Source organism: Lysinibacillus sp. LZ02, from assembly GCF_050613145.1.
Lineage (GTDB): Bacteria > Bacillota > Bacilli > Bacillales_A > Planococcaceae > Lysinibacillus_B.
Map to the genome: position 1 here is coordinate 1,970,158 of NZ_CP192507.1, position 23,156 is coordinate 1,993,313.

Sequence of the window (23,156 nt, forward strand, 5' to 3'; positions counted from 1 at the left end):
TTAATGAAAATTTAAAAAAATTCGCTAAACGAGAAAAAACATTGTAATAATCATAAAGAAACCGCTTTCTTTATTTTTCAATGTTTTTAATTGTCTAAAAAATTCAAAAATAGTGTTGACGAGCATAAGGTTTTCGTACTATGATAGCAACAATTTAATACGTTCGTTGTTTCAAGCGAACATCGATATGTAAACATAGATGATTGAAAATTCAGCATCTAATAACATATGTAGACGTGAGGGGCGTTCTAAATGAGAAGTGATATGATTAAAATGGGGGTAGACCGAGCTCCTCACCGTAGTCTTTTATACGCTACGGGGAAAGTAAAGGCGAGAGATTTAGATAAGCCTTTTATCGGTGTATGTAACTCGTACATCGACATTATTCCAGGGCATGTGCATTTACGTCAGTTTGCAGATGTCGTGAAAGAAGCGATTATTGAGGCAGGTGGTATCCCATTCGAGTTCAATACAATTGGTGTTGATGATGGGATTGCAATGGGCCATATCGGGATGCGCTATTCGTTGCCATCGCGTGAAATTATTGCAGATGCTGCGGAAACAGTAATTAACGCACACTGGTTTGATGGAGTGTTTTACATTCCAAACTGTGACAAAATTACGCCTGGAATGTTAATGGCAGCTGTTCGCACAAATGTACCATCAGTCTTTGTATCAGGTGGACCGATGGAGGCAGGTACTTCTGCAAGCGGGAAGCAACTTTCATTAACAAGCGTATTTGAAGGTGTCGGTGCTCATAAATCGGGTAAAATGACAGCTGAAGAGTTATTAGATATTGAAAACAATGCATGTCCGACATGTGGTTCATGTTCAGGGATGTTCACAGCGAACTCGATGAACTGCTTAATGGAAATGTTAGGGGTAGCTCTACCAGGTAATGGTACAATTGTTGCGACAAGTGAAGAGCGACACCAACTAATTAAAGAAGCAGCTAAACAATTAGTACGTATGATTAAAGAGGACATTAAGCCTCGAGATATTATTACAAAAGAAGCAATCGATGATGCATTTGCGTTAGATATGGCGATGGGTGGATCAACGAATACCGTTCTACATACATTGGCAATTGCAAATGAAGCAGAAATCGAGTACAACATAGAAGATATTAATAAAGTTGCTGAACGTGTACCTTATTTAGCGAAAATTATGCCGGCATCGGATATTTCGATGGATGACATTGCAAAAGCAGGTGGCGTGCAAGCAATCATTAATGAGTTAACTAAAATTCCTGGAGCCATTCATCCGGATAGACCGACGATTGCAGGGGTTACAATGCGTGAGCTTGTGAAAGATTATCATATTACGAATGATCAAGTGATTCGTACAAAAGATAATCCGTACTCGCCAGTAGGTGGTTTATCGATTTTATTCGGTAATATTGCACCAGAAGGGTCTGTTATCAAGGTTGGTGCGGTTGACCCATCTATACAAGTATTTACAGGTGAAGCGATTGTGTTTGAATCGCAAGAAGAGGCACAGGCTGCTATCGATAATGGTGATGTACGTGAAGGGCATGTCGTTGTCATCCGCTATGAAGGTCCGAAAGGTGGACCAGGGATGCCTGAAATGCTCGCACCAACTTCAGCCATTCAAGGTCGTGGTTTAGGTACAAAAGTAGCTTTAATCACAGATGGTCGATTCTCAGGTGCATCTCGTGGTATTTCAATTGGGCATATTTCACCAGAAGCAGCAGAAGGCGGTCCAATCGCTTTAGTTGAAAATGGTGATGTCATTACAATTAATCTACCAAATCGTACGATTCAACTAGAAGTTTCAGATGAAGTTTTAGCTGAACGACGTACAAAATTAACACCATTTGAGCCAAAAATTAAACGCGGTTGGTTAGCACGTTACTCAAAACTAGTGACAAATGCTTCTCAAGGCGGTATTATGAAAATATAATATTTACGAAAACGTTGATGAGGTTAAAGTTTACAGAGCCTTGTATCTACCAGAGAGCCGGTGTTGCTGGAAGCCGGCGATACAACTGTATCCGACATCCCCTCGGAGTGAGCTATTAAACGCGATTCTGCCATTAGATAGCTCCGGGCATGAACAGTGCTCGTTATTAATGAATAGTGTGTCAGTCTTAGTTGCACGCCGAATTGTCTGAAACTTTCTAACATTCGGCGAAGATTGACTGTTCAAGCTATTTATGAGGCAGCTTATTTAAGTTGTGAATAAGGGTGGTACCATGAAAAGTCTTTTTCATCCCTACGCAAAGGTTTTCTTTTGCGTGCGGAGAAGAAGGCTTTTTCTTTATCAGTTTGAGTAGGGAGGAGTAAACGAAATGTCTAATGTTTCAGCAAAAGAAATGCAAAAGCAAGAAGTGACAGAAGAAGTAAAAAAGCCGCGTGATGGTGCAGATATTTTAGTCCAAGCATTACATGATCAAGGCGTTGATATAATTTTCGGTTATCCAGGTGGAGCTGTACTACAAATTTATGATGCGATGTACCGTAATCCAATTCGTCACATTTTGACACGTCACGAACAAGGGGCAATCCATGCAGCAGAAGGTTATGCACGTGTAACAAACAAACCAGGCGTTGTCATTGCAACAAGTGGTCCAGGAGCAACAAACTTAGTAACGGGTATTGCGGATGCAATGATTGACTCGATTCCACTCGTTGTTTTCACTGGGCAAGTAGCAACATCTGTGATTGGTACAGATGCATTCCAAGAAGCTGATATTATGGGAATTACAACACCAATTACAAAGCATAATTACCAAGTGCAGGATGTGCGTGATATCCCACGCATCGTTCAAGAGGCTTTCCATATTGCGAATACAGGACGTAAAGGACCAGTTTTAATCGACTTCCCGAAAAACGTATCGCAAACGCTATTTACAGATGGTGATATGCCAGAAACACCGGATGAAATCTATTTACCAGGTTATCAACCGACATATAAACCAAATTACTTGCAAATCCAAAAAGCCATTCAAGCGATTAGCTTAGCGAAAAAACCGTTAGTACTTGCTGGTGCGGGTGTATTATTTGCAGATGCACGCGAAGAATTGACAGAATTTATCGAGAAGTACAAATTGCCAGTTATTAATACGCTGTTAGGATTAGGTAGTATCTATGGTCAACACGAGCTGTTCTACGGTATGGCTGGTATGCATGGAACAGTGACGGCAAACGATGCGATTACACAATGTGATTTACTGATTAATATTGGCGCTCGCTTTGATGACCGTTTAACAGGTAACTTGGCGACATTTGCGCCAAATGCAAAGATCATTCATATCGATATCGATCCAGCGGAAATCGGTAAAAACGTGCCAACGGATATCCCGATTGTAGCGGATGCAAAAGAAGCATTAAAAGCGCTATTGAAAAAAGAGTTCGATGCACCGGATACAATAGCTTGGTTAGAATATCTTGACGAACAAGATAAAGAGTTCCCGCTTTGGTATGACGAAGATCCAAATGAAATTATGCCGCAACAAGCGATGGAAGCGATTCAAAAAATTACAAACGGTGATGCAATTGTGACAACGGATGTTGGTCAACATCAAATGTTTGCAGCACAGTACTATAAGTTAAATAACCCTCATGACTGGGTAACGTCTGGTGGACTTGGTACGATGGGCTTCGGTTTCCCCGCGGCAATTGGAGCACAGTTTGCGAAGCCAGAGAAAAAAGTTATTTCAATTTGTGGTGACGCTGGATTCCAAATGACGGCACAAGAGCTTGCATTATTAAAAGAATTCAACTTGCCAGTGAAAATTGTCATTTTAAATAATGCTTGTTTAGGAATGGTACGCCAATGGCAAGAAACGTTCTATGAAGAGCGCTATTCTCAATCATTAATGCCAATTCAGCCTGATTTCGTGAAGTTAGCAGATGCATATGGCGTTAAAGGATATTTAATTGAGAAATTAGAAGACATGGAGGCGACACTTACAGAAGCTATCAATTCTGATGAGCCGGTGCTAATTGACCTTCGCGTAAAACAACAATCGAGCGTTTACCCAATGGTCGCACCAGGTAAAGGATTACATGAAATGATCGGGGTGAAAAAGCTGTGAAACGAGTAATTACTGTTATTGTAATCAATCAAAGCGGTGTACTAAACCGCGTAACAGGTCTTTTAATGAAGCGTCAATTCAATATCGAATCAATTACTGTAGGTCATACAGAGCAGCCAAACTTCTCAAAAATGACATTCGTTGTTCATGTTGAAGATGAGTGCAAAATTGAACAGCTGATTAAGCAATTATCAAAACAAATTGATGTACTAAAAGTAAATGATATTACGGATAAATCAATCGTCATTCGTGAGCTTGCTTTAGTGAAAGTGATTTCACCGCCAAACTTACGACTTGAGATGAATGCAATCATTGAGCCGTTCCGCCCACAAATTATCGATACAGCGAAAAATGTTGTGACGTATCAAGTAGTCGGACATCCAGAGAAAATCGATGCATTTATTGAACTAATTCGTCCATATGGGATTAAAGAATTAACACGCACAGGTGCTACAGCATCAGTTCGTGAAACACAAAAATCTGATCAACCGCAGCTATCTATTCTAAAATAAAATTTCAGAATAGTTTGCAATATAATCTTGGGGATCGGTGACACCGCATCCCCACGCATATAAAAATTTTAGGGGGCATTTTAAAATGGCACAAATGTATTATGAAAATCAAATCAATGATGAAGTATTAAAAGGGAAAAAAATCGCAATTATCGGTTACGGTTCACAAGGTCATGCGCATGCATTAAACCTTAAAGAATCAGGCTTTGATGTACGTGTAGGTGTACGTCCAGGTAAATCATTCGACCAAGCAAAAGAAGATGGCGTAGATGTTAAATCAGTAGCAGAAGCAGCAGCAGAAGCAGATGTAATCCAAATTCTACTTCCAGACGAGCGTCAAAAAGCAGTTTACGAGGCTGAAATTTTACCACATTTAACTGAAGGTAAAGTGTTAATGTTCGCACACGGCTTCAACGTACACTTCGGTCAAATTACACCACCAGAAAACGTTGACGTATTCTTAGTAGCGCCAAAAGGTCCTGGCCACTTAGTTCGTCGTCAATACCAAGAAGGTGCTGGCGTACCAGGTTTATTCGCTATTCACCAAGATGCAACAGGTCAAGCACGTGACTTAGCTTTAGCTTACGGTAAAGGGATCGGTTCAGCTCGTGGTGGTTTACTTGAAACAACATTTGCTGAAGAAACAGTTACAGACTTATTCGGTGAGCAAGCAGTACTTTGCGGTGGCGCAACTGCACTTGTAAAAGCTGGTTTTGAAACATTAGTAGAAGCAGGTTACCAACCAGAGCTTGCATACTTTGAAACATTACACGAATTAAAATTAATCGTTGACTTAATGTTCGAAGGTGGTATGGAGACAATGCGTTACTCAGTATCAGATACAGCTGAGTGGGGCGACTATGTAACAGGTCCACGTATCGTAACGGATGAAGTAAAAGCAAACATGAAAGCAGTATTAAAAGACATTCAAGACGGCACATTCGCTAAAGACTGGATCAACGAAAACGAAACAGGTCGTCCACGTTATACAAAATACAAAGAAGATGGCGCTAACCACCAAATCGAAGAAGTGGGTCGCAAACTTCGTTCAATGATGCCATTCATTAATGAAGGTAAAGAGAAGGTAGTGGTGAAATAGTGCGTAAAATCGATATTTTTGATACGACACTACGCGATGGAGAGCAATCGGCTGGTATTAATTTAAATACAGCTGAAAAAATTGAAATCGCCAAACAATTAGAACGATTAGGCGTTACCATTATTGAAGCAGGGTTTCCTGCTTCAAGTCCTGGTGACTTTGAAGCGGTAAACTTAATCGCAAAAACAGTGAAAAATTCTATCGTAACAGGCCTTGCACGTGCGGTAAAAGGGGATATTGATGCGGTTTGGGAAGCGATTAAAGTCGCAGAACAGCCACATGTACATACATTTATCGCAACAAGCCCAATCCATATGGAATATAAGCTGAAAAAAACACCAGATCAAGTAATTGAGCAAGCAGTAGAAGCGGTGAAATATGCAAAAAGCAAATTCTCATTAGTTGAATTTTCTTGTGAAGACGGCTTCCGTTCAGATCAGGACTTCCTTGTGCGTATTATTAATGAAGTGATTAAAGCAGGAGCAACAACAATCAACGTACCCGATACAGTAGGGTATGCTTCTCCTGAAGAATACGGTGCATTATTCCGTTTCTTACGTGAAAACTGTACAGGTGCAGATAACGTCAAATTCTCTGCACATTGCCACGATGACCTTGGGATGGCGGTAGCGAACTCAATTGCTGCTGTGCAAAATGGTGCTGATCAAGTGGAATGTACAATTAACGGAATCGGTGAGCGTGCAGGGAATGCGGCGCTTGAAGAACTCGGTGTCGCGTTCCATATCCGTAAAGATAATTACGGCGTTGAAACGGGATTAAACTTAAAAGAAATTAAGCGTACATCTCAATTAGTGAGCCGCCTAACAGGTGTTGTCATTCAGCCGAATAAAGCGGTTGTTGGTAAAAATGCATTTGCTCATGAATCAGGTATTCACCAAGATGGCGTACTGAAAAACCCTGAAACATATGAAATTATTTCACCAGCTTTAATTGGTGAAGGGGAAGTGCCATTAGTGCTTGGTAAACATTCAGGGCGTGCTGCATTCCGCGATCGTGCAGAAAAAATGGGCTTTGACTTATCAGATGACAAATTAAACAAAGCGTTTGGTGAGTTCAAAAAGCTTGCTGACCGCAAAAAAGAAGTGACAGAAGAAGACTTAGTGACATTATTAACAGAGCAACAAGTATCTGTTGAAGACGTGCCACTATTCGAATTAAAGAGCGTGCAAGTGCAGTATGGAACAGAAAATATTCCAACTGCAACGGCTTCTATCATTACACCAGAAGGCGAAACGAAAACACTTGCTTCGACAGGCTCTGGTTCAGTGGAAGCGATTTTCAATACGTTAGCACAGCTTGTAACAGGCGAAGTGAACATTCTTGACTACCGCGTAAAATCAGTTGGTAAGGGTGAGGATGCACTTGGTGAAGCGGTTATTAACTTAAGTTATAATGGCTTCCAAGTAACAGGTCGCGATGCAGCTCAGGACGTATTAGAAGCTTCTGCAAAAGCGTATTTAAACGCAATTAATCGTCAATTAATCCAAGAAAGTATTCGTGCTCGTCAGCCGATACATTAATACGAGCGCCATCAAGCGTAAGTTTGATGGCGTTTCTATAAAGTGACACTTTAAATAAGTGGGGAAAATGAGACTCGTACCGGGTATTCCGCTTTTGGTACAGATCCATTACGGCCCGTTAATACGGGATAAATCATTCGCGTAAGTTGCGATAAAAGGAAAGGTGTTTTTAATGGAAAAGAAAATTACAGTATTGCCTGGAGACGGCATTGGACCTGAAGTAGTTGCTTCAGCGGTGAAAGTTTTACAAGTGATTGGTAAACGATATAATCATACATTCCACCTTAGCTATGCAGCGATTGGTGGCGCGGCAATTGATCAATTTAATAATCCATTACCGGATGAAACAATCGCTATGTGTGAAGAAAGTGATGCTGTTCTATTAGGTGCAGTTGGTGGTCCAAAATGGGATAACAATCCACCAGAGTTGCGTCCTGAAAAAGGCTTATTAAAAATCCGCAAGCATTTTGATTTATTCGCAAACCTCCGTCCTGTAAAAGCGTTTCCTAGCTTACTCGCATCTTCTCCGTTAAAGCGTGAAGTCGCAGAAAACGTGGATTTAATGATTGTTCGTGAATTAACAGGCGGTATTTACTTCGGAGAACCTCGTTTGAAAACGAATGAAGGTGCAGTGGATACATGTGTTTACTCTCGTGCTGAAATTGAGCGTATTATCGATAATGCATTTGAGCTAGCTCGCTTGCGCGGTGGAAAGCTTTGCTCTGTTGATAAAGCAAACGTACTAGATACATCTCGCTTATGGCGTGAAATTGTAGAAGAGAAAAAAGCACAATACCCAGATGTAGAAGTAGAACATAATTTAGTAGACTCTGTTGCGATGAAATTAATTACAAACCCAGGCCATTATGACGTAGTCGTAACGGAAAATATGTTTGGTGATATTTTATCGGATGAAGCATCTGTTATTACTGGTTCACTTGGTGTATTACCATCTGCGTCAATCCGCGGCGATCAATTTGGCCTTTATGAGCCGGTACATGGTTCTGCGCCAGATTTAGCAGGTCAAGGTGTAGCAAACCCAGCAGCGACAATCCTTTCTGTTGCGATGATGCTACAATACTCATTTGGCTTAAAAGAAGAAGCAGCAGAAATCGAGCGCGCAGTAAATGCGGTATTTGAGGATGGCTACTTCACGGCAGACTTAGCACGTGATGGAGACCGTGTATTAACTACGGATGAATGGACAGATAAAGTTATAAACGAGATTGATGCAAGCTTCGTTTCTGACAGCATTATGATTTCATATAATTAAGGGTTGGTGAAGACAATGGGAAAAAACATTATCGAAAAAATTTGGGAGCAACATGTCGTATATCGTGAAGATGGCAAGCCAGACTTACTGTATATTGATCTTCATTTAATTCATGAAGTAACAAGTCCGCAGGCGTTTGAGGGGCTACGCCTAGCTGGTCGTCAAGTACGTCGTACAGATCTTTGCTTTGCTACAATGGATCACAACGTACCGACAAAAAATTTACCAATAATTAATGATCCGATTGCGAAAAAGCAAATTACAACACTTGCCGACAACGCAAAAGAGTTTGGTGTACAGCTAGCAGATATCGGGCACCCTGACCAAGGGATTGTACACGTAATCGGACCAGAGTTAGGTTTAACACAACCAGGTAAAACAATTGTATGTGGTGACTCACATACAGCGACACACGGTGCATTCGGTGCATTAGCATTTGGTATCGGTACATCTGAAGTAGAGCACGTGATGAGTACACAAACATTATGGCAAACAAAATCACCAACAATGGAAATTCGTGTAAACGGTGAGCTGCCATTTGGTTGTACAGCAAAAGATATTATTTTAGCGATTATCGCAAAATGGGGTATCGGTATCGGTACGGGCCATATTGTCGAGTATACAGGTGAAGCGATTCGTGCCCTTTCAATGGAAGAGCGTATGACAATTTGTAATATGTCCATTGAAGCAGGAGCAAAAGCCGGCCTTATCTCTCCTGACGAAACAACAGTAGAATATTTACGTGGTCGTCGTTTTGCACCACAAAAGCAGTTTGAAGAAGCGGCTGCTTACTGGTTAAGCTTAGCTTCAGATGCAGATGCAACATATGATGTTGTATTAGAGATTGAAGCATCTGAAATTGAACCAATCGTCACATGGGGTACAAATCCATCCATGGGTATTGGTGTAACGAAAACTGTCCCAACAAAAGCGGACTACGATAACGATATCGACCGTAATGCATTAGACAAAGCATTAAAATATATGGACTTACAAGAAGGACAAAATATTACAGATATCGAAATTCAACACGTATTTATCGGTTCTTGTACAAACTCTCGTTTATCAGACTTACGTGCAGCAGCGGATATCGTAAAAGGCAATCAGTTAGCACCCGGTGTGAAAGGGATTGTCGTACCAGGCTCTTGGACTACGAAAAAAGCAGCGGAAGAAGAAGGTTTAGATCAAATCTTCGTAGATGCAGGCTTTGAATGGCGCGAGTCAGGCTGTTCTGCTTGTTTAGGTATGAACGAGGACGTGATTCCAGCAGGCGAACGCTGTGCATCAACGTCAAACCGTAACTTCGAAGGACGTCAAGGTGCAGGTGCACGTACGCATTTAGTATCCCCAGTAATGGCAGCAGCGGCTGGTATTCACGGTCGCTTCGTCGATGTTCGTACGCTAATTAAGCAAGAAGCATAAGCAGGAGGTTAAATCCATGGAACCAATTAATATCGTAAAAAGTGTGTATGCACCACTTGATCATAAAAATGTCGATACAGACCAAATTATTTCTAAAGAGTTTTTAAAGCGCATTGAGCGTACAGGTTTTGGTCAGTATCTATTCCATCACTGGCGCTTTGATGCAGAAGGAAATGAGATTTCATCTTTCATCTTAAACAAGCCAGCTTATAAAGGTGCACAAATTTTAGTAGCACAAGATAACTTCGGCTGTGGTTCATCTCGTGAGCACGCACCGTGGGCTATTTTAGACTATGGCTTTAACGTAGTGATTGCGCCATCATTTGCGGATATTTTCCACAATAACTGTTTCAAAAACGGTATTTTACCAGTGAAGCTAACAGAAGCTGAGTGTGAAGAGTTACTGGCAAAAGGTTTAGAGCAAGCACAAGAAATCGAAGTAAATCTAGAAGCGCAAACAGTAACGACTAGTTACGGTAAAACGTATACATTCAATATCGATCCATATTATAAGAAAATGCTGTTAAACGGTTGGGATGAGATTTCATTAACATTCCAATATGAAGATCACATTAAAGCATACGAAGAAAAACGTTTAGTATTTGAATAAGATGAAAAGCACCCTAGCTATATTTGTAGCTAGGGTGTTTTATATAAATTATCTTAAAACTGTCGACATTGAACGGTCAAAAAGCTACGGTATCCGAGCAAAAAGTCGCTGCATCCGGTCAAAAACATCCGGCATGAGCAAAATACTACCGTATCCAGTCAAAATCCTGCAATGAATGAATTGTTAAAAAATAGTTATTTTTAGCCGAAATGCAAGCAAATGAGATGATAAGTTTGCAACATGGCGGCTGATTTTTAAAGTCAATCGTTATGCTGGAACATGTCTATTGGGCTGTTGTAGGTGTTAAACAGGAGTATATGTTTACGAAAATGAGATGAACGTCACTTCGGAAGATTTTAATTCGCAACAGGATATATATATTTTCGATGATAGTTTTAGTTGGACGTATGTGCATACACACGAAGATATATGTGGCCCATATTTTTTAAAACGGGTTGATTAGACGATCAATTAATTTGAAAGACAAAGCACATGTAGTGACGGGAGACATGAGGATTCAAGTCATACCGCAAAAACCAAAAGCGGCTATTCATCATCTGATGTGTGGTCAAGTACACATTTTGTGAAGAGCCATATGGAGTAATAAGTTAAAATTCACAGAGAAATAATTGTAAAAAAATATAATAATTTATAATTTTCTTGTATAATAGAGAGAGTATATTAAATGTGCTGATGATTTAAATATTAGTAGATGACAAGTGGTATGATTGATCAAATGGCTTGCTCGTTGAATGGAAGGAACGCAATTTGACTCCATAATGAAAAACATGAGCTGACAATTCATTACTTTCGGCATTAGCCGAAAGTAATGAGGTGAAGCCATGCCTGTGGAAATCAATATATCCTAATGTTCTTGTTAATAAAAGGTAAATCAACATGCTTATATTTTTTATTTTAAATACAAGTAATTGCATTCGTTTAATTTTATTTTTCATTGTGGTGTAAAGGTGGTGTGAGAATAGGAGATGTCAGTAGTAATTGTTGGAGAGGTCGGCAATGATTTATGGCGACTACAACTTTATTTTAAACGAATGAATATAACGGAAATACACAGCTTTCAAACGGTAGAGTCAGCTATTGAATATATGCCTAATGCTACAAAAGAAACGTTGGAGTTAGTCATTTTAGACGTTGAAATGACGCTGAAGAACTGTGAGGGAATTTGTCAAAAAATAGAGTTACTGCATAAATGGATTGATGTTCCTATTTTACTTTCAACAACGTATGAGAAGGCGGAAACAATCGATCGAGTATTTGAAGCAGGCATTTTTGATTTCATACTGAAGCCGTTTGATTTTCTACATTTTAAATCTCGCATTCTCGTTGCATTGAAGTTTATCAAAGAATCGCAGCAACGGAAAAGGCGAGAAGAGCAGCGGTACAATGATTTAACATTTGCGAAAAAGGTGCAGAAAAACGCATTGTCTCCCCGTCTGGTGCGCAAGCATGTCGAGTGTGATGGATTGTACTTGACATCGAATATACTAGGGGGAGACATGTATTGCTGGTTTAAAATAGATGATCATTTAACGGCTGTTTTACTTTATGATGTGATGGGACATGGGATAGCGGCTTCACTTGTGACGATGTCCATTCGCTCACTAACACGAGGGCTCATCACACGCTTAGTTGACCCAGTTGCTGTTATGAAGGAAATGAATCGCCAAATATATACGATGTTTACTGATAGCGCTAGCGATATCGATCATTTTTTAGTTACGGCGATTTACTTACTGATTGATACGAAAAATAAAACGGTCGAATATGTGAATGCCGCTCATCCAGCAGGTATAAAGATTGGAAAATACAAACAGACGATGGAGTTAGCAGCAAATGCACCGATTTTAGGTTTATTTCCGAACATGAAAATAAATAAAAAGAAAATTTATTTGGCGGATTGGAGCCGGATTATTTTATATACGGATGGGCTTCTTTCAACACAGGAAAATGAAAAGCTAGACACGGAATTTTTCCATTCCTATGCATCTCAACATAATACGTACACACTTAACAAATTTGCTGAGCAATACAATTTATATGAAAATACGTACAAAGATGATATTTCAGTGGTATCCATTACTATAACGCTTGAAAGTAGGTGACTCGGAATGGAACTTTTACTTAGTGTAGAACCGAATCAGCAGGCGATTCAATTCGTGAATCAAACGATAACCACATTCGCCGAAATGTATGAAATTCCAACTAAAAGGGAACTTTGCTTTGTTGTACATGAACTAGTCATTAATGCAGTTGAAGCAATGAAACAAATGCAATTTACCGACGTGAAAAAAATAGAAATTCATATAACAAAAGATAAAGATTTAGTGAAGGTAACCGTGACCGATGAGGCAATGGGAATACCAGAGGAGAAGTGGGATAGCATTTTAGCTGCGAATTTTGAGGACGTCGATTTTTCAGATAGAGGAAGGGGTTTTCTATTCATTAAAAATATGGTAGATGAAATTTGGTTTGAACATCTGTCTGACAATCGATTTTTAGTCGGCATACAGAAAAAAATAAATGTATAGCAAGTCATAGTTTAGGGGGGCTTTTTTATGAAGTGGTCAATTCGACGAAAAATGAATGTTCTTATTTTAAGTTGTATTTTTTTATTAATTGGCATTTTAGCGGTAGCGAATTACTTTATTACAAAAGAAAGTATGTTAGAAAGTGCGAATTCGAAGTTATTTTCGGACATTCAAGTCTCATATAATTATATTGATGCAAAAATCCCAGGTGAGTGGCAAATTGTTGATGGAGAGCTTTATAAAGGCGATGTCAATATGGTCGAAAACTACGAAATCATCGACGAAGTAGGGGAACTAACTGATGGAAATGCATTTTCGATTTTCCAATATGATACGCGCATTAATACGAACATTATAGAGAATGGCGATCGTGCGATTCATACGAAAATTTCAGAACCAGTAAAAAAGGCTGTTTTAGAGCAACATGAACGCTATTTAGGTTCGGCAGACGTATTAGGAGAGCCACACCAGGCAGCGTATGACCCGATTTTAAATAGTGCTGGAGAGGTCATCGGAGTTTGGGCTACAGCTTTACCAATCGCTCCTTATTTAGATATAGCGAATAGCGCAGCTGTAAAAAATATTTTGATTTCATCGATTATTTCACTGTTGATTATTTTAGGTATTACAGTATTTATGAAGCGCCAAGTAATTACGCCAATCAATATTTTAAGTGGAAATGCAAAGGAACTAGCAAACTTAAATTTAGATGTTAAATTGCTGAATCCAAAAGGAAAAGATGAGATCGCCGATTTAGCCAATTCCTTTAATGATATGAGAAATCAATTGAAGGAGACGATCGGTATCGTAGCAGGTAGTGCAAATCAAATTGCCACTTCCTCTAATCAATTGTCAGAGTCCTCTCATCAAACGAGTGAGGCGGCGAATCAAGTGGCGCTCACGATGAATGATCTTGCTGTTGGGACAACGACGCAAGCTGAGCAGTCTGAGCGCATCGTCGTCATGATGCAACAAACAATTGAAGAGGTCGTACGAAGCATAGAGCGAGCAGAAGAAACGTTGCACAACGCCATTACATCAACGCAAATTGCGAAAAAAGGTGATGAAGCAATTAACGAGGCGATTAGACATTTAGGCGCGGTGACGCAAACTGTATCGTATGCAACGGATTCTATTCAAAAGCTCGGGAAACGCTCGGAGGAGATTGGCGGCATTATTACAGTAATTAGTGACATCGCGGAACAAACAAATTTACTTGCATTAAATGCAGCAATCGAGGCAGCGAGAGCAGGGGAACAAGGAAAAGGGTTTGCGGTTGTAGCATCAGAGGTACGTAAATTAGCTGAGCAATCCAAGCTAGCATCTGGGCAGATTACAAACTTAATTAGTGATATTCAAGCAGAGACTTCGGTAACTGTTCGAACGATGGAAAGTAACTTACTGGCCGTTAATGAGCAAGTCATGATTATTAATAAAGGCGGAGAAGCACTTGAGGAAATCGTTGAAAAGGTAATGGTGACTGAAAAAGGTGTTGAACGGATGAAGGATTCATTTTCACATGTGCATACAAATTCACAAAATGTCCAACACGCAATTCATGAAATTTCGAGCATTATTGAAGAATCGGCTGCTGCGACAGAGGAGGTTGCTGCGACATCAGAGGAGCAATACGCAACGGTTGCAGAAATTACATCAAATGCGGATGAACTAGCAGAAGTGGCTGACAAACTGCGCAATGAGGTGAATAAGTTTAAATTTTAAAGGATGTATTTCTAAAAGATAAAATAAGTGAGGGATAGTTTAATGGAGCGAAACAAGGTTGCAGTTAGCATTACTGAAAAAAAAGAATATAATGTCATTGCTTTAACAGGAAGCTTAGAATATGGCATTCTTAAAGACGTAAAAGCCGAGCTACAAAACCTTCCTTTACATACAGGGTTAGGTTATGTCATTGATCTACAGAAGGTTGCAAATATTGACAGCACAGGCTTTGGGATGATTGTCAATTTCGCGAAAAAAGTATCAGTGCAAGGGAAGAAAATTGTCATTATCGTTGTTGATGATTTCATACGCAACTTATTTGCCATATCGCAATGTGATAAAGTGTTTCCGATTGTTACATCAGAAGACGAAGCAAGAAACATGATAAAAAGTGAATGGACAGGTGAACTGTCAATTAACGAATATTAAAATGAATCTTAAGAAAAGTGTATCCTAATTTTTTAGGATATGCTTTTTCTTTTACCCTATTAAACACATCAACCGAAATAAATCCGGCTAACAAAGAAGTAATCAAATCCAAGGAGGTATTTTACGAGAATTATGTCTTTTAATCTGTTCGAAAGTTTACTTCTTGGCATAAAAATATCCCTCTTAGATTAACTAGGTCCCTGAAAATTATAGAATTTTTAAAAGTATGTTATTTGCTGTTGCCATAATTCCATAAAAGTGAAAAGTCGATTTGTACCAAGAATATTGGTATAAATCGACTTTTTCAGCATATCGGTGTTCGTTTACGTGTGTTACGATTCATTGCTATGTAAAACTCGAATTTGATGATTGTTATATTGGTCGATCAACTCCTGTGGAATATGGTAATCGGTAATGACCATGTCGATATCCTGTAGCGGACAAATAGTCATTAATGATGAAGTTTCAAATTTCGACGTGTCAGCAATGACGATTTTATTTTTTGTGCGAGCGAGGATCGTTTGAATAACGCCAACCTCATGAATGCGGAAGTCTGTTAAGCCATCCTGAATAGATAAGCCATTAACTGTGATAAAGGCTGTATCAATATTTAAATTGCTAAGCACTGCTTCGCATTGTGGGCCGTATAAAGTAAACTCTTCCGAATTATAAAAGCCGCCTGTTAATATGATGTTGAATTGTTTGTTTGTACTTAAAATGCTGACGATGCGTAAGTCATTCGTAATAATCGTCAGGCGCTGAAATTTATTAACGATGACTTTTGCTAGCTCTGCCGTAGTAGTACCGCCATTTAAAGCGATTGCTTGACCTTCCTCGATTAATTCTACTGCAAAGGAAGCGATGGATTGCTTTTCCTGTAAATTAGCTACCTCACGTTCCTCAAACAATTTGTTTAATACGTTATTTTCCTTTTGCTTTAATACCGCTCCACCGTGTACTCGCTTGACAATGCCCTTTTTCTCTAGCATTTCTAAATCTCTACGCACAGTATCAATGGAAACATCTAAAATAGCTGCAAGTTCGGATGCTTTTGCGGCTTTTTGCTTTAATAAGAAAGATTCTATTTGAGTATGCCTAATTTCTTGTAACAAGATGCATGCTCCTTTCCGCTATGTTTATTAATGATTATAGCAAAAGTATGCTCTTTAGTGAATATATTTATGATTATTAACAATATATTAATGGAATGTAAATTTAATAAGTTCATGTAAAGATGCTGAAAAAGGGATTGAAAAACAGCAAAAAGCTGATTAATATTGCAAATGTAAGCAAAAACATGCGAGAAAGGAAAGAGTAAATAAGCTAAATGCATAAATATAGTAGATTACAAAGAAGGAAGAGATAAAAAATGGGAACTTTTTTTAATCCAGTAACAATACACGTCGAGAAACTAACGGTTTTACAGCAAGTACTTGATAAAATGCCGCTAAAGGCAGCGAAAGTACTTTTACTAACTCGTGGCGGTAATTTTAACGACTCGTCAGAAAGCGCCGAGCTAAAAAGTTGTCTTCAGCATTACGAAGTGCAGCAAGTAGATATTGAAATTTCCAATCCTACTGTAGATGATTTATTCGCGCTATTTAATCAGACGAAAGAATTTGATTTTGATTGCATTGTCGGCATTGGTGGGGGAAGTGTACTGGATTTATCTAAATCGTTAGCCGCGATTAAAGGAATGCTAATTGAATCTTCCGAGCAGCTGCTAACGATTATTGAACAAAAGGACTACGTGAATAATGAGCAAACAACACCTTGGATTGGCATTCCAACCACTTCTGGAACTGGCTCAGAGCTAACATGCTGGGCAACAATTTGGCACAAAAAGCAAGGGATTAAGCTATCCATTGATCATCCATCGTTGTATGCCTATGCCGCGATTATTGATTATACATTAACAGCCTCATTACCAATTAGTATCACGGTTTCGACAGCACTAGATGCACTATGTCATGCAACAGAGGCATACTGGTCAAGAAAATCAAATGATATTTCGAGAGTTTATGCAAAAGAGGCAATTAAGCGCATTACGCAACATTTAGAGTTGCTAATCGAAACGCCGAATCATTTACAGTATCGACGTGAGATTGCTTTAGCAAGTATGTATGCAGGCTTGGCCTTTAGTAATACACGAACAACAGCTTGTCATTCAATCTCGTACCCATTAACGATGGAGCTTGGGGTTTCACACGGTGTGGCAGCAAGCTTAACGTTAGCAAAAGTGTTAGCTATTAATTTTGAGAGCATCCCTGAAAAACAACAATTGCTTGAAGCATTTGGTCACCGTACCTTTGATGAAATACAGCAATGGATCGAAAGTGTACAGGAGAGAGCGGGCTTTGCTACAAGACTTGTGCAATATAAAGGAACACATGAAAGTATTGATCGTATTGTAGAAAATGCATTTACAAAAGGTCGTATGGATAACAATCCAGTTGTATTAACAGAAACAGATGTAAAAAATATTTTAATCTCAATCTATGAATAGGAAGGTATAGAACAATGAAAAAAACACTTTTAATATCATCCATTTTAGCACTATCAACAGCTTTAGCAGCATGCTCTGGGCAAACAACAGAAGGTAAGGTAGACGACGTAATCGACATCGTTTGGTATCCAAATGAATCTGGGTCAGATTTAAAGGCATCACGTGATGAGATTGGAGAATTAATCGAGGAAGCAACAGGCAAGGAAGTGAAGCACCACTTAACGACGGACTATGCTATTGCGATTGAAACAATTGCAAATGGCAATGCAGATATGGGCTTTATGGGGTCAAACAGCTATATCGAAGCAAAGGAAAAGAATGATGCTGTTATTCCGCTAGCAGTACAATCAGGTGAGTCTGGAACATTAGATGATGCAATTTATTATAGCTGGCTAGCTGTGGATGTAAATGAGCAAGATGCGTTCAAAAAGGATGGCGAATTTTCATTAGATACGATTGAAGGGAAATCGATTTCATTTGTATCTAATAGCTCAACATCAGGCTTTAAAGTGCCATCTGCAACAATCATTAAGCACTTCTCAGAAAACGATAAATACGCAGACTTATCTGAGGAAAGCATCATGACAGGTGCTGAATTATTCGAGCAAGTATTATTCGGTAACTCGCATCAAGGATCAGCCGTGAATTTGTTAAAGGATGATGTAGATGTAGCGGCATTCTGTGATACATGTGTAGAAGAATATGTGGAGCTAAAAGACGGAGAAGCAAACACACTAGGTGCTATTTATACAGTAAAAGCAAATGCAGCAGAGCCATTTAACACAGTGACGGGTAAGGATTTTGCATTAATGAATGTAACGCCTGTATTAAACGAACCATTCGTTGCGAATTTAGAAACAATGGGGCAGGAAGATTTTGATACAATTCAAGCTTTATTCACTTCGGATGAGTTTGCAAATAATGAAATGATTTTTGGCTTAAAAGATAGTGAGATTGCCACATTATTCACGAAAGAAGGCGAAGAACGCTTCTTAGTAGTTGAGGATGCATGGTTTAACCCAATTCGTGAATTAACAAAATAATTAGCGACATTAAAAGCGAGGATATTCGAGATGATGCCATTATTACAAGTCGATCAAGTAGAAAAGTATTATAACGAAGAAACAAAAGTGTTAAAGGATATTAGTTTTGAAGTTTATCCAGGAGAGTTTATTTCGATTATCGGTCCTTCAGGTGCAGGAAAATCAACGTTACTACGCTGTATTAATCGCATGGTGGAATTTAATCACGGAACCATCCTGTTTAATGAACAAAATATCGGTCAACTAAACAAAAAAGAGCTACGAAAAGCACGCACGAAAATCGGCATGATTTTTCAGCATTATAATTTAGTTCCACGCTTGAGTGTATTAGAAAATGTACTGCATGGTCGTTTTGGCTATAAAACGACTTTGCAGGGAGTTTTTAATCGCTATACGCAAAAGGAAAAGGAACGCGCCTTCTTCCTATTAGAGAAGCTTGGTATTGCAGAGCATGCATATAAACGCTGTGACCAATTGAGTGGCGGACAGCAACAGCGTGTTGGGATTTGTCGAGCGCTTATCCAGGAGCCTTCCTTAATATTATGTGATGAACCCATTGCTTCGTTGGATCCGAGCTCTTCAAAAGTTATTATGGATTATTTGAAGATGATTTCTTCTGAGCTAGGCATTGCTGTAGTCGTTAACCTGCATCAGGTGGAGGTTGCGCAGCATTATTCGGACCGTATCATTGGCTTAAATAAAGGTAATATTGTTTTCGACGATCGTAGCGCGGCACTGACAAATACGGAAATCCAAAATATTTATAGTTCGAACATGCAAGATTTAATCATGATATAAGGAGAACTAACATGATTGATAACAAACTGAAACGCAGTAACTGGCATACATGGTTTTTTCTAATCATCATTGTGCTGTTTACTTATGGCTCTGCTGCCATCACTCAATTTAACGTTGTAGAGGGCATGATTACCTTGCCGGATGCTCTGTTATGGATGCTATCAAATTTATTTGTAACAGGGGAGTCGTTAGAAAAATTACCGATTATACTAGCGTCATTATTTGAAACGATTTTTATGTCTATTGCGGCTACTGTATTTGGTGCAATCATAGCACTATTTTTAGGGTTATTTGGCTCTGCTAAAACGATGGTCAATAAACCGTTGATGCTGTTTTCTCGATTTGTAGCATCGCTTTCACGGAATATCCCGGTTGTGGTCTGGGCACTCGTGTTATTGTTATCGTTTGGACAAAATTCGGTGACAGGTTTTTTAGCTTTATTTGTAGGCTCAACAGGCTTTTTGACGCGTGCGTTTATCGAATCTATCGATGAAGCAGGTGATAAGTCTATTGAAGGCTTACAAGCAACTGGAGCAACATATTTTCAAATCGTCTTTAAAGGTGTATTGCCACAGTGTTTACCACAGGTCATTAGTTGGATCTTATTTATGATTGAGACGAATATTCGTAATGCAACACTGGTAGGTATTTTAACGGGGACGGGCATTGGCTATGTGTTTGATATTTATTATAAAATGCTGAACTACAATGTAGTATCACTCATTACGCTTTGTATCGTTGTAGCCGTTATTGTCATTGATGTGTGTTCAAATCATGTGCGAAAGGTGATTTTATAATGGTACAGGTTATGGAAAATAATCCACCTCATAAACGACATATTCCGTTAAAGAAATATGCACGAGCAGATATTTATATGCGTATGATGCTACTAATTTTCACTCTATCAACAATTTTTGCGTTCTTCATATTTGACTATAAAGGGCTAGAGCTAAAAACAGCGATTATTGATACGTTAAGTAATATTAAAGTAATGGTTTTAGAGCCAGGGCTCTCCCATTTTAGTTGGGGAGAAGCATTTTACCAAATTGGCATCACAGTAGGCCTTGCTTTTTTATCAACGATTATTGGGGCAGTGATTGCGTTAGGGCTCGCTTTAATGGCGGCTACGAATTTATCAACTGAATGGCTATCAAAGGCTGTACGAATGGTCATGGCATTTATTCGTGCTGTACCAACAGTTTTATGGGTATTGATCTTTGCGATTTCTGCGGGGTTAGGGAGTGAAGCAGCAATATTAGGGATGCTACTGCATTCGATAGCGTATTTAGTAAAGGCATTTTCTGAAGCTTTTGAGGAAATGGATTCAGGCATTATTGAAGCTTTACGTGCTAGTGGAGCAAATTGGTGGCATATCGTTATTCATGCGGTCATTCCTACGACATTTACGTATTTGCTATCATGGGTATTTTTACGCTTTGAGATTAACTTTGGTGTAGCTGTTGCAATGGGGGCAGCAGCGGGTGCTGGTGGTATTGGCTTTGAATTATTTATGGCATCAAGCTTCTATTTTGATTTGCGTGAGGCAGGGATGATTACATACTTTATATTAATCATCGCAATTTTATTAGAAATTGCATCAACACAATTAAAAAAACGTTTCTTCCCAGCGAAGGCTCAGTAAGAAAGATGATTTGGAGGACGTAATATGAAAGCAATTGAAGGAATTATTTTAGATTGGGCAGGGACGACAGTAGACTTTGGCTGTATGGCACCAGTCAATGTTTTTGTAGAAATTTTTGAAGATGCAGGTGTTGAAGTGACGATTGACGAAGCAAGAAAACCGATGGGTATGCTTAAAATCGATCATATCCGTACGATGCTTCAAATGCCAAGAATCGAACAACTTTGGCAGGAGGTACATGGAAGTCCCTTTACTGAACAGGATGTAGAGGCGCTTTATGTGAAATTTGAAGAGAGCTTAATGAAAACATTGGTTACTTTTACAGATCCGATTGATGGTGTAGTAGAAATTGTTACGCAATTACGAAGTAAAGGACTAAAAATTGGTTCGACAACGGGTTACACACAAATGATGATGGATGTCGTTGTGCCCAATGCTAAGGCAAAAGGTTATAGTCCAGATTTTTATATTACACCTGATGCAACGAACTCTTTTGGGAGACCATATCCATACATGATTTATCGTAATATGGAACAGCTTCAATTACAGGCTGTACAACAGGTTGTCAAGGTGGGTGACACAATTTCAGATATAAATGAAGCATTACATGCAGGGGTTTGGGCTGTTGGCGTAGTGATTGGAAGCTCTGAAATGGGCTTAAGCCAAGAAGAATATGAAGCATTAACTACTGAGCAAAAGGAACAAATCATTGAAGCAACCGCTCAAAAATTTAAAAATCATGGCGCGCATTATACAATTCGTACAATGAATGAGCTACCTGCATTAATTGATAAAATAAATGAGCGCTTAAATAGTTAAAGTGTTGAAAAGCATGCAAGGTCAAATATGCCTTTGCATGCTTTTTTATTGAGAAGGATTTATCTAGAAAACATAAAGAACCCGCATACCGATAGTTCGGTAGCGGGAAGGGGGGATCTATTTATTAACCGATTAAGTGATGTTTGACGCAAAAAGAACCCCCACCTAATGCTAAGGTGAGGTTAAAATAAATATAGAGCATTCTTTACACTAACAATAATGGATTAATCATTAAAATCGACATTAATAGTAAGTTTTTCAGTATTTCCTCCACTGACAAAAGCATTACTGTATAACAAGAATGAAAATGATCCATCATCTACATTTCCGTGTTTTAGAGCTGTCGCAGGAAAACGAAGTGTTAATTGTGTATCACTATCTCTCGTCACTTGAATATGGTTAGATATACTATGATCTCCATAAAACCCAATTATATAACCATAATATGAATCGAATTCAGTACCAAATACAAAAGGTAAATTGGTGAAAGTATCCCCTACTAATATAACCACTATTGTTTCAGTAAAAGTACCATCGTTTGCTGCTGACTCATGCAGAGTATATGAACTGAATGTTAATGTTCTTGGTCCGCTATTCTCGTCTTATTCCTTCTATCTATCTCAGTTTTATAACGAGCCTTCATCGCACACGGCGATCCGTCAGCGATAGATTTTTAAAACTTATCTCCCAGTAACAGAATAACGGAGAAAGGTTAAATTTAGGTTAAAAAATAAATTGAATTTTTTGGTACTGCTCAATTCGTCAGATAAAGGGGGAATGGAAAATACTAAATGGGTTTATATTCAATCAGAGCCTGGTCTTTATATGGTAGGATATTATGCACTGGATGGAGAGTGGCATACAGATAGTGACCACGGTAAACGTGAAGAAGCAGCGGAGCGTGTGCATTATTTAAATGGCGGTAAAGAGTAGTTACTCAACATTCCGTCAATGTTTAGTGAAAATAGGGCTAATACCGTTTGTAGTTAGTAAATGACTCTTCTATTGTTTTGTTGATTATTTTTGATTGAGGATGATCTTTGTCAATCTTACCAATATAAATATTTTTCCATTGAAAATATTTTTTCATGCCTAACACCTCCTAATAAGGAATATAAATTATGACGCTAC

At 38.9% G+C, this 23,156-nt stretch carries 20 protein-coding genes and 1 pseudogene; 20 read left to right on the forward strand and 1 reads right to left on the reverse strand.

The features are described 5' to 3' along the window. Nucleotides 1–252: 252 nt before the first annotated feature. From ilvD to ACQQ2I_RS09705, 13 genes and pseudogenes are all read left to right on the forward strand, one after another. Nucleotides 253–1,923 (forward strand): dihydroxy-acid dehydratase, encoded by a 1,671-nt coding sequence (ilvD, locus tag ACQQ2I_RS09645; RefSeq protein ID WP_431030304.1) that lies wholly within the window; start codon nt 253–255, stop codon nt 1,921–1,923. Between the two features lie 412 nt (nt 1,924–2,335). Next, on the forward strand, nt 2,336–4,060 hold the full coding sequence (ilvB, locus tag ACQQ2I_RS09650; RefSeq protein ID WP_431030488.1) for a biosynthetic-type acetolactate synthase large subunit: 1,725 nt from the start codon (nt 2,336–2,338) through the stop codon (nt 4,058–4,060). Next, on the forward strand, nt 4,057–4,572 hold the full coding sequence (gene ilvN, locus ACQQ2I_RS09655; RefSeq protein ID WP_431030305.1) for an acetolactate synthase small subunit: 516 nt from the start codon (nt 4,057–4,059) through the stop codon (nt 4,570–4,572). Before ilvB ends, ilvN begins: the two co-directional genes overlap by 4 nt. Nucleotides 4,573–4,657: 85 nt before the next feature. Next, complete coding sequence (gene ilvC / locus ACQQ2I_RS09660; RefSeq protein ID WP_431030306.1) at nt 4,658–5,671, forward strand: ketol-acid reductoisomerase; 1,014 nt, start codon at nt 4,658–4,660, stop codon at nt 5,669–5,671. Beyond that, complete coding sequence (locus tag ACQQ2I_RS09665) at nt 5,671–7,212, forward strand: 2-isopropylmalate synthase (protein WP_431030307.1); 1,542 nt, start codon at nt 5,671–5,673, stop codon at nt 7,210–7,212. The genes ilvC and ACQQ2I_RS09665 overlap by 1 nt, the downstream gene beginning before the upstream one ends. Nucleotides 7,213–7,384: 172 nt before the next feature. After that, entirely contained in the window at nt 7,385–8,485 is a 1,101-nt protein-coding gene (gene leuB / locus ACQQ2I_RS09670; protein ID WP_431030308.1) for a 3-isopropylmalate dehydrogenase, read from the forward strand. 15 nt (nt 8,486–8,500) lie between these two features. Beyond that, nucleotides 8,501–9,907: a 3-isopropylmalate dehydratase large subunit gene (gene leuC / locus ACQQ2I_RS09675; protein ID WP_431030309.1), complete on the forward strand. Its 1,407-nt coding sequence runs from the start codon at nt 8,501–8,503 to the stop codon at nt 9,905–9,907. Nucleotides 9,908–9,923: 16 nt separating this feature from the next. After that, a complete protein-coding gene (gene leuD, locus ACQQ2I_RS09680; RefSeq protein ID WP_431030310.1) occupies nt 9,924–10,517 on the forward strand; it encodes a 3-isopropylmalate dehydratase small subunit in 594 nt (197 codons plus the stop codon). 325 nt (nt 10,518–10,842) lie between these two features. Beyond that, nucleotides 10,843–10,980, forward strand: a pseudogene (locus ACQQ2I_RS09685) (DUF4275 family protein); the annotation flags it as partial. A 523-nt stretch (nt 10,981–11,503) separates the two neighbouring features. After that, on the forward strand, nt 11,504–12,640 hold the full coding sequence (locus ACQQ2I_RS09690) for a SpoIIE family protein phosphatase (protein ID WP_431030311.1): 1,137 nt from the start codon (nt 11,504–11,506) through the stop codon (nt 12,638–12,640). Between the two features lie 6 nt (nt 12,641–12,646). After that, entirely contained in the window at nt 12,647–13,066 is a 420-nt protein-coding gene (locus ACQQ2I_RS09695; RefSeq protein WP_431030312.1) for an ATP-binding protein, read from the forward strand. Nucleotides 13,067–13,093: 27 nt separating this feature from the next. Next, on the forward strand, nt 13,094–14,788 hold the full coding sequence (locus tag ACQQ2I_RS09700) for a methyl-accepting chemotaxis protein (RefSeq protein WP_431030313.1): 1,695 nt from the start codon (nt 13,094–13,096) through the stop codon (nt 14,786–14,788). 42 nt (nt 14,789–14,830) lie between these two features. Then, complete coding sequence (locus ACQQ2I_RS09705) at nt 14,831–15,217, forward strand: STAS domain-containing protein (protein WP_431030314.1); 387 nt, start codon at nt 14,831–14,833, stop codon at nt 15,215–15,217. A 332-nt stretch (nt 15,218–15,549) separates the two neighbouring features. Here the strand turns inward: ACQQ2I_RS09705 and ACQQ2I_RS09710 are convergent, their stop codons facing one another. Then, nucleotides 15,550–16,329 (reverse strand): DeoR/GlpR family DNA-binding transcription regulator, encoded by a 780-nt coding sequence (locus ACQQ2I_RS09710; protein WP_431030315.1) that lies wholly within the window; start codon nt 16,327–16,329, stop codon nt 15,550–15,552. Nucleotides 16,330–16,586: 257 nt separating this feature from the next. On the opposite strand from ACQQ2I_RS09710, the gene ACQQ2I_RS09715 reads away from it, so the two are divergent. From ACQQ2I_RS09715 to ACQQ2I_RS09745, 7 genes are all read left to right on the forward strand, one after another. Next, nucleotides 16,587–17,723: a phosphonoacetaldehyde reductase gene (locus ACQQ2I_RS09715; RefSeq protein WP_431030316.1), complete on the forward strand. Its 1,137-nt coding sequence runs from the start codon at nt 16,587–16,589 to the stop codon at nt 17,721–17,723. Nucleotides 17,724–17,737: 14 nt separating this feature from the next. Further along, nucleotides 17,738–18,766 carry a PhnD/SsuA/transferrin family substrate-binding protein gene (locus tag ACQQ2I_RS09720; RefSeq protein ID WP_431030317.1) on the forward strand — a complete coding sequence of 343 codons (1,029 nt, stop codon included), beginning with the start codon at nt 17,738–17,740 and terminating at the stop codon, nt 18,764–18,766. A 33-nt stretch (nt 18,767–18,799) separates the two neighbouring features. Next, complete coding sequence (phnC, locus tag ACQQ2I_RS09725; RefSeq protein WP_431030489.1) at nt 18,800–19,564, forward strand: phosphonate ABC transporter ATP-binding protein; 765 nt, start codon at nt 18,800–18,802, stop codon at nt 19,562–19,564. A gap of 11 nt (nt 19,565–19,575) precedes the next feature. Further along, nucleotides 19,576–20,361 (forward strand): phosphonate ABC transporter, permease protein PhnE, encoded by a 786-nt coding sequence (gene phnE / locus ACQQ2I_RS09730; RefSeq protein ID WP_431030318.1) that lies wholly within the window; start codon nt 19,576–19,578, stop codon nt 20,359–20,361. Further along, nucleotides 20,361–21,206, forward strand: a complete 846-nt coding sequence (locus ACQQ2I_RS09735) for a PhnE/PtxC family ABC transporter permease (protein ID WP_431030319.1) — start codon at nt 20,361–20,363, stop codon at nt 21,204–21,206. The genes phnE and ACQQ2I_RS09735 overlap by 1 nt, the downstream gene beginning before the upstream one ends. A gap of 24 nt (nt 21,207–21,230) precedes the next feature. Beyond that, nucleotides 21,231–22,025, forward strand: a complete 795-nt coding sequence (phnX, locus tag ACQQ2I_RS09740; protein WP_431030320.1) for a phosphonoacetaldehyde hydrolase — start codon at nt 21,231–21,233, stop codon at nt 22,023–22,025. A gap of 777 nt (nt 22,026–22,802) precedes the next feature. Next, nucleotides 22,803–22,958, forward strand: a complete 156-nt coding sequence (locus ACQQ2I_RS09745; protein WP_431030321.1) for a hypothetical protein — start codon at nt 22,803–22,805, stop codon at nt 22,956–22,958. Nucleotides 22,959–23,156 lie beyond the last annotated feature (198 nt).

Coding starts and splice junctions, on each gene's coding strand:
- leuB (WP_431030308.1), top strand. CDS start 7,385: ATGGAAAAGAAAATTACAGTATTGCCTGGAGACGGCATTGGACCTGAA.
- ACQQ2I_RS09735 (WP_431030319.1), top strand. CDS start 20,361: ATGGTACAGGTTATGGAAAATAATCCACCTCATAAACGACATATTCCG.
- ACQQ2I_RS09700 (WP_431030313.1), top strand. CDS start 13,094: ATGAAGTGGTCAATTCGACGAAAAATGAATGTTCTTATTTTAAGTTGT.
- ACQQ2I_RS09695 (WP_431030312.1), top strand. CDS start 12,647: ATGGAACTTTTACTTAGTGTAGAACCGAATCAGCAGGCGATTCAATTC.
- ilvC (WP_431030306.1), top strand. CDS start 4,658: ATGGCACAAATGTATTATGAAAATCAAATCAATGATGAAGTATTAAAA.
- ACQQ2I_RS09715 (WP_431030316.1), top strand. CDS start 16,587: ATGGGAACTTTTTTTAATCCAGTAACAATACACGTCGAGAAACTAACG.
- phnE (WP_431030318.1), top strand. CDS start 19,576: ATGATTGATAACAAACTGAAACGCAGTAACTGGCATACATGGTTTTTT.
- leuD (WP_431030310.1), top strand. CDS start 9,924: ATGGAACCAATTAATATCGTAAAAAGTGTGTATGCACCACTTGATCAT.
- ACQQ2I_RS09720 (WP_431030317.1), top strand. CDS start 17,738: ATGAAAAAAACACTTTTAATATCATCCATTTTAGCACTATCAACAGCT.
- ACQQ2I_RS09745 (WP_431030321.1), top strand. CDS start 22,803: ATGGAAAATACTAAATGGGTTTATATTCAATCAGAGCCTGGTCTTTAT.
- ilvB (WP_431030488.1), top strand. CDS start 2,336: ATGCAAAAGCAAGAAGTGACAGAAGAAGTAAAAAAGCCGCGTGATGGT.
- phnC (WP_431030489.1), top strand. CDS start 18,800: ATGCCATTATTACAAGTCGATCAAGTAGAAAAGTATTATAACGAAGAA.
- phnX (WP_431030320.1), top strand. CDS start 21,231: ATGAAAGCAATTGAAGGAATTATTTTAGATTGGGCAGGGACGACAGTA.
- ilvD (WP_431030304.1), top strand. CDS start 253: ATGAGAAGTGATATGATTAAAATGGGGGTAGACCGAGCTCCTCACCGT.
- leuC (WP_431030309.1), top strand. CDS start 8,501: ATGGGAAAAAACATTATCGAAAAAATTTGGGAGCAACATGTCGTATAT.
- ACQQ2I_RS09705 (WP_431030314.1), top strand. CDS start 14,831: ATGGAGCGAAACAAGGTTGCAGTTAGCATTACTGAAAAAAAAGAATAT.
- ACQQ2I_RS09690 (WP_431030311.1), top strand. CDS start 11,504: ATGTCAGTAGTAATTGTTGGAGAGGTCGGCAATGATTTATGGCGACTA.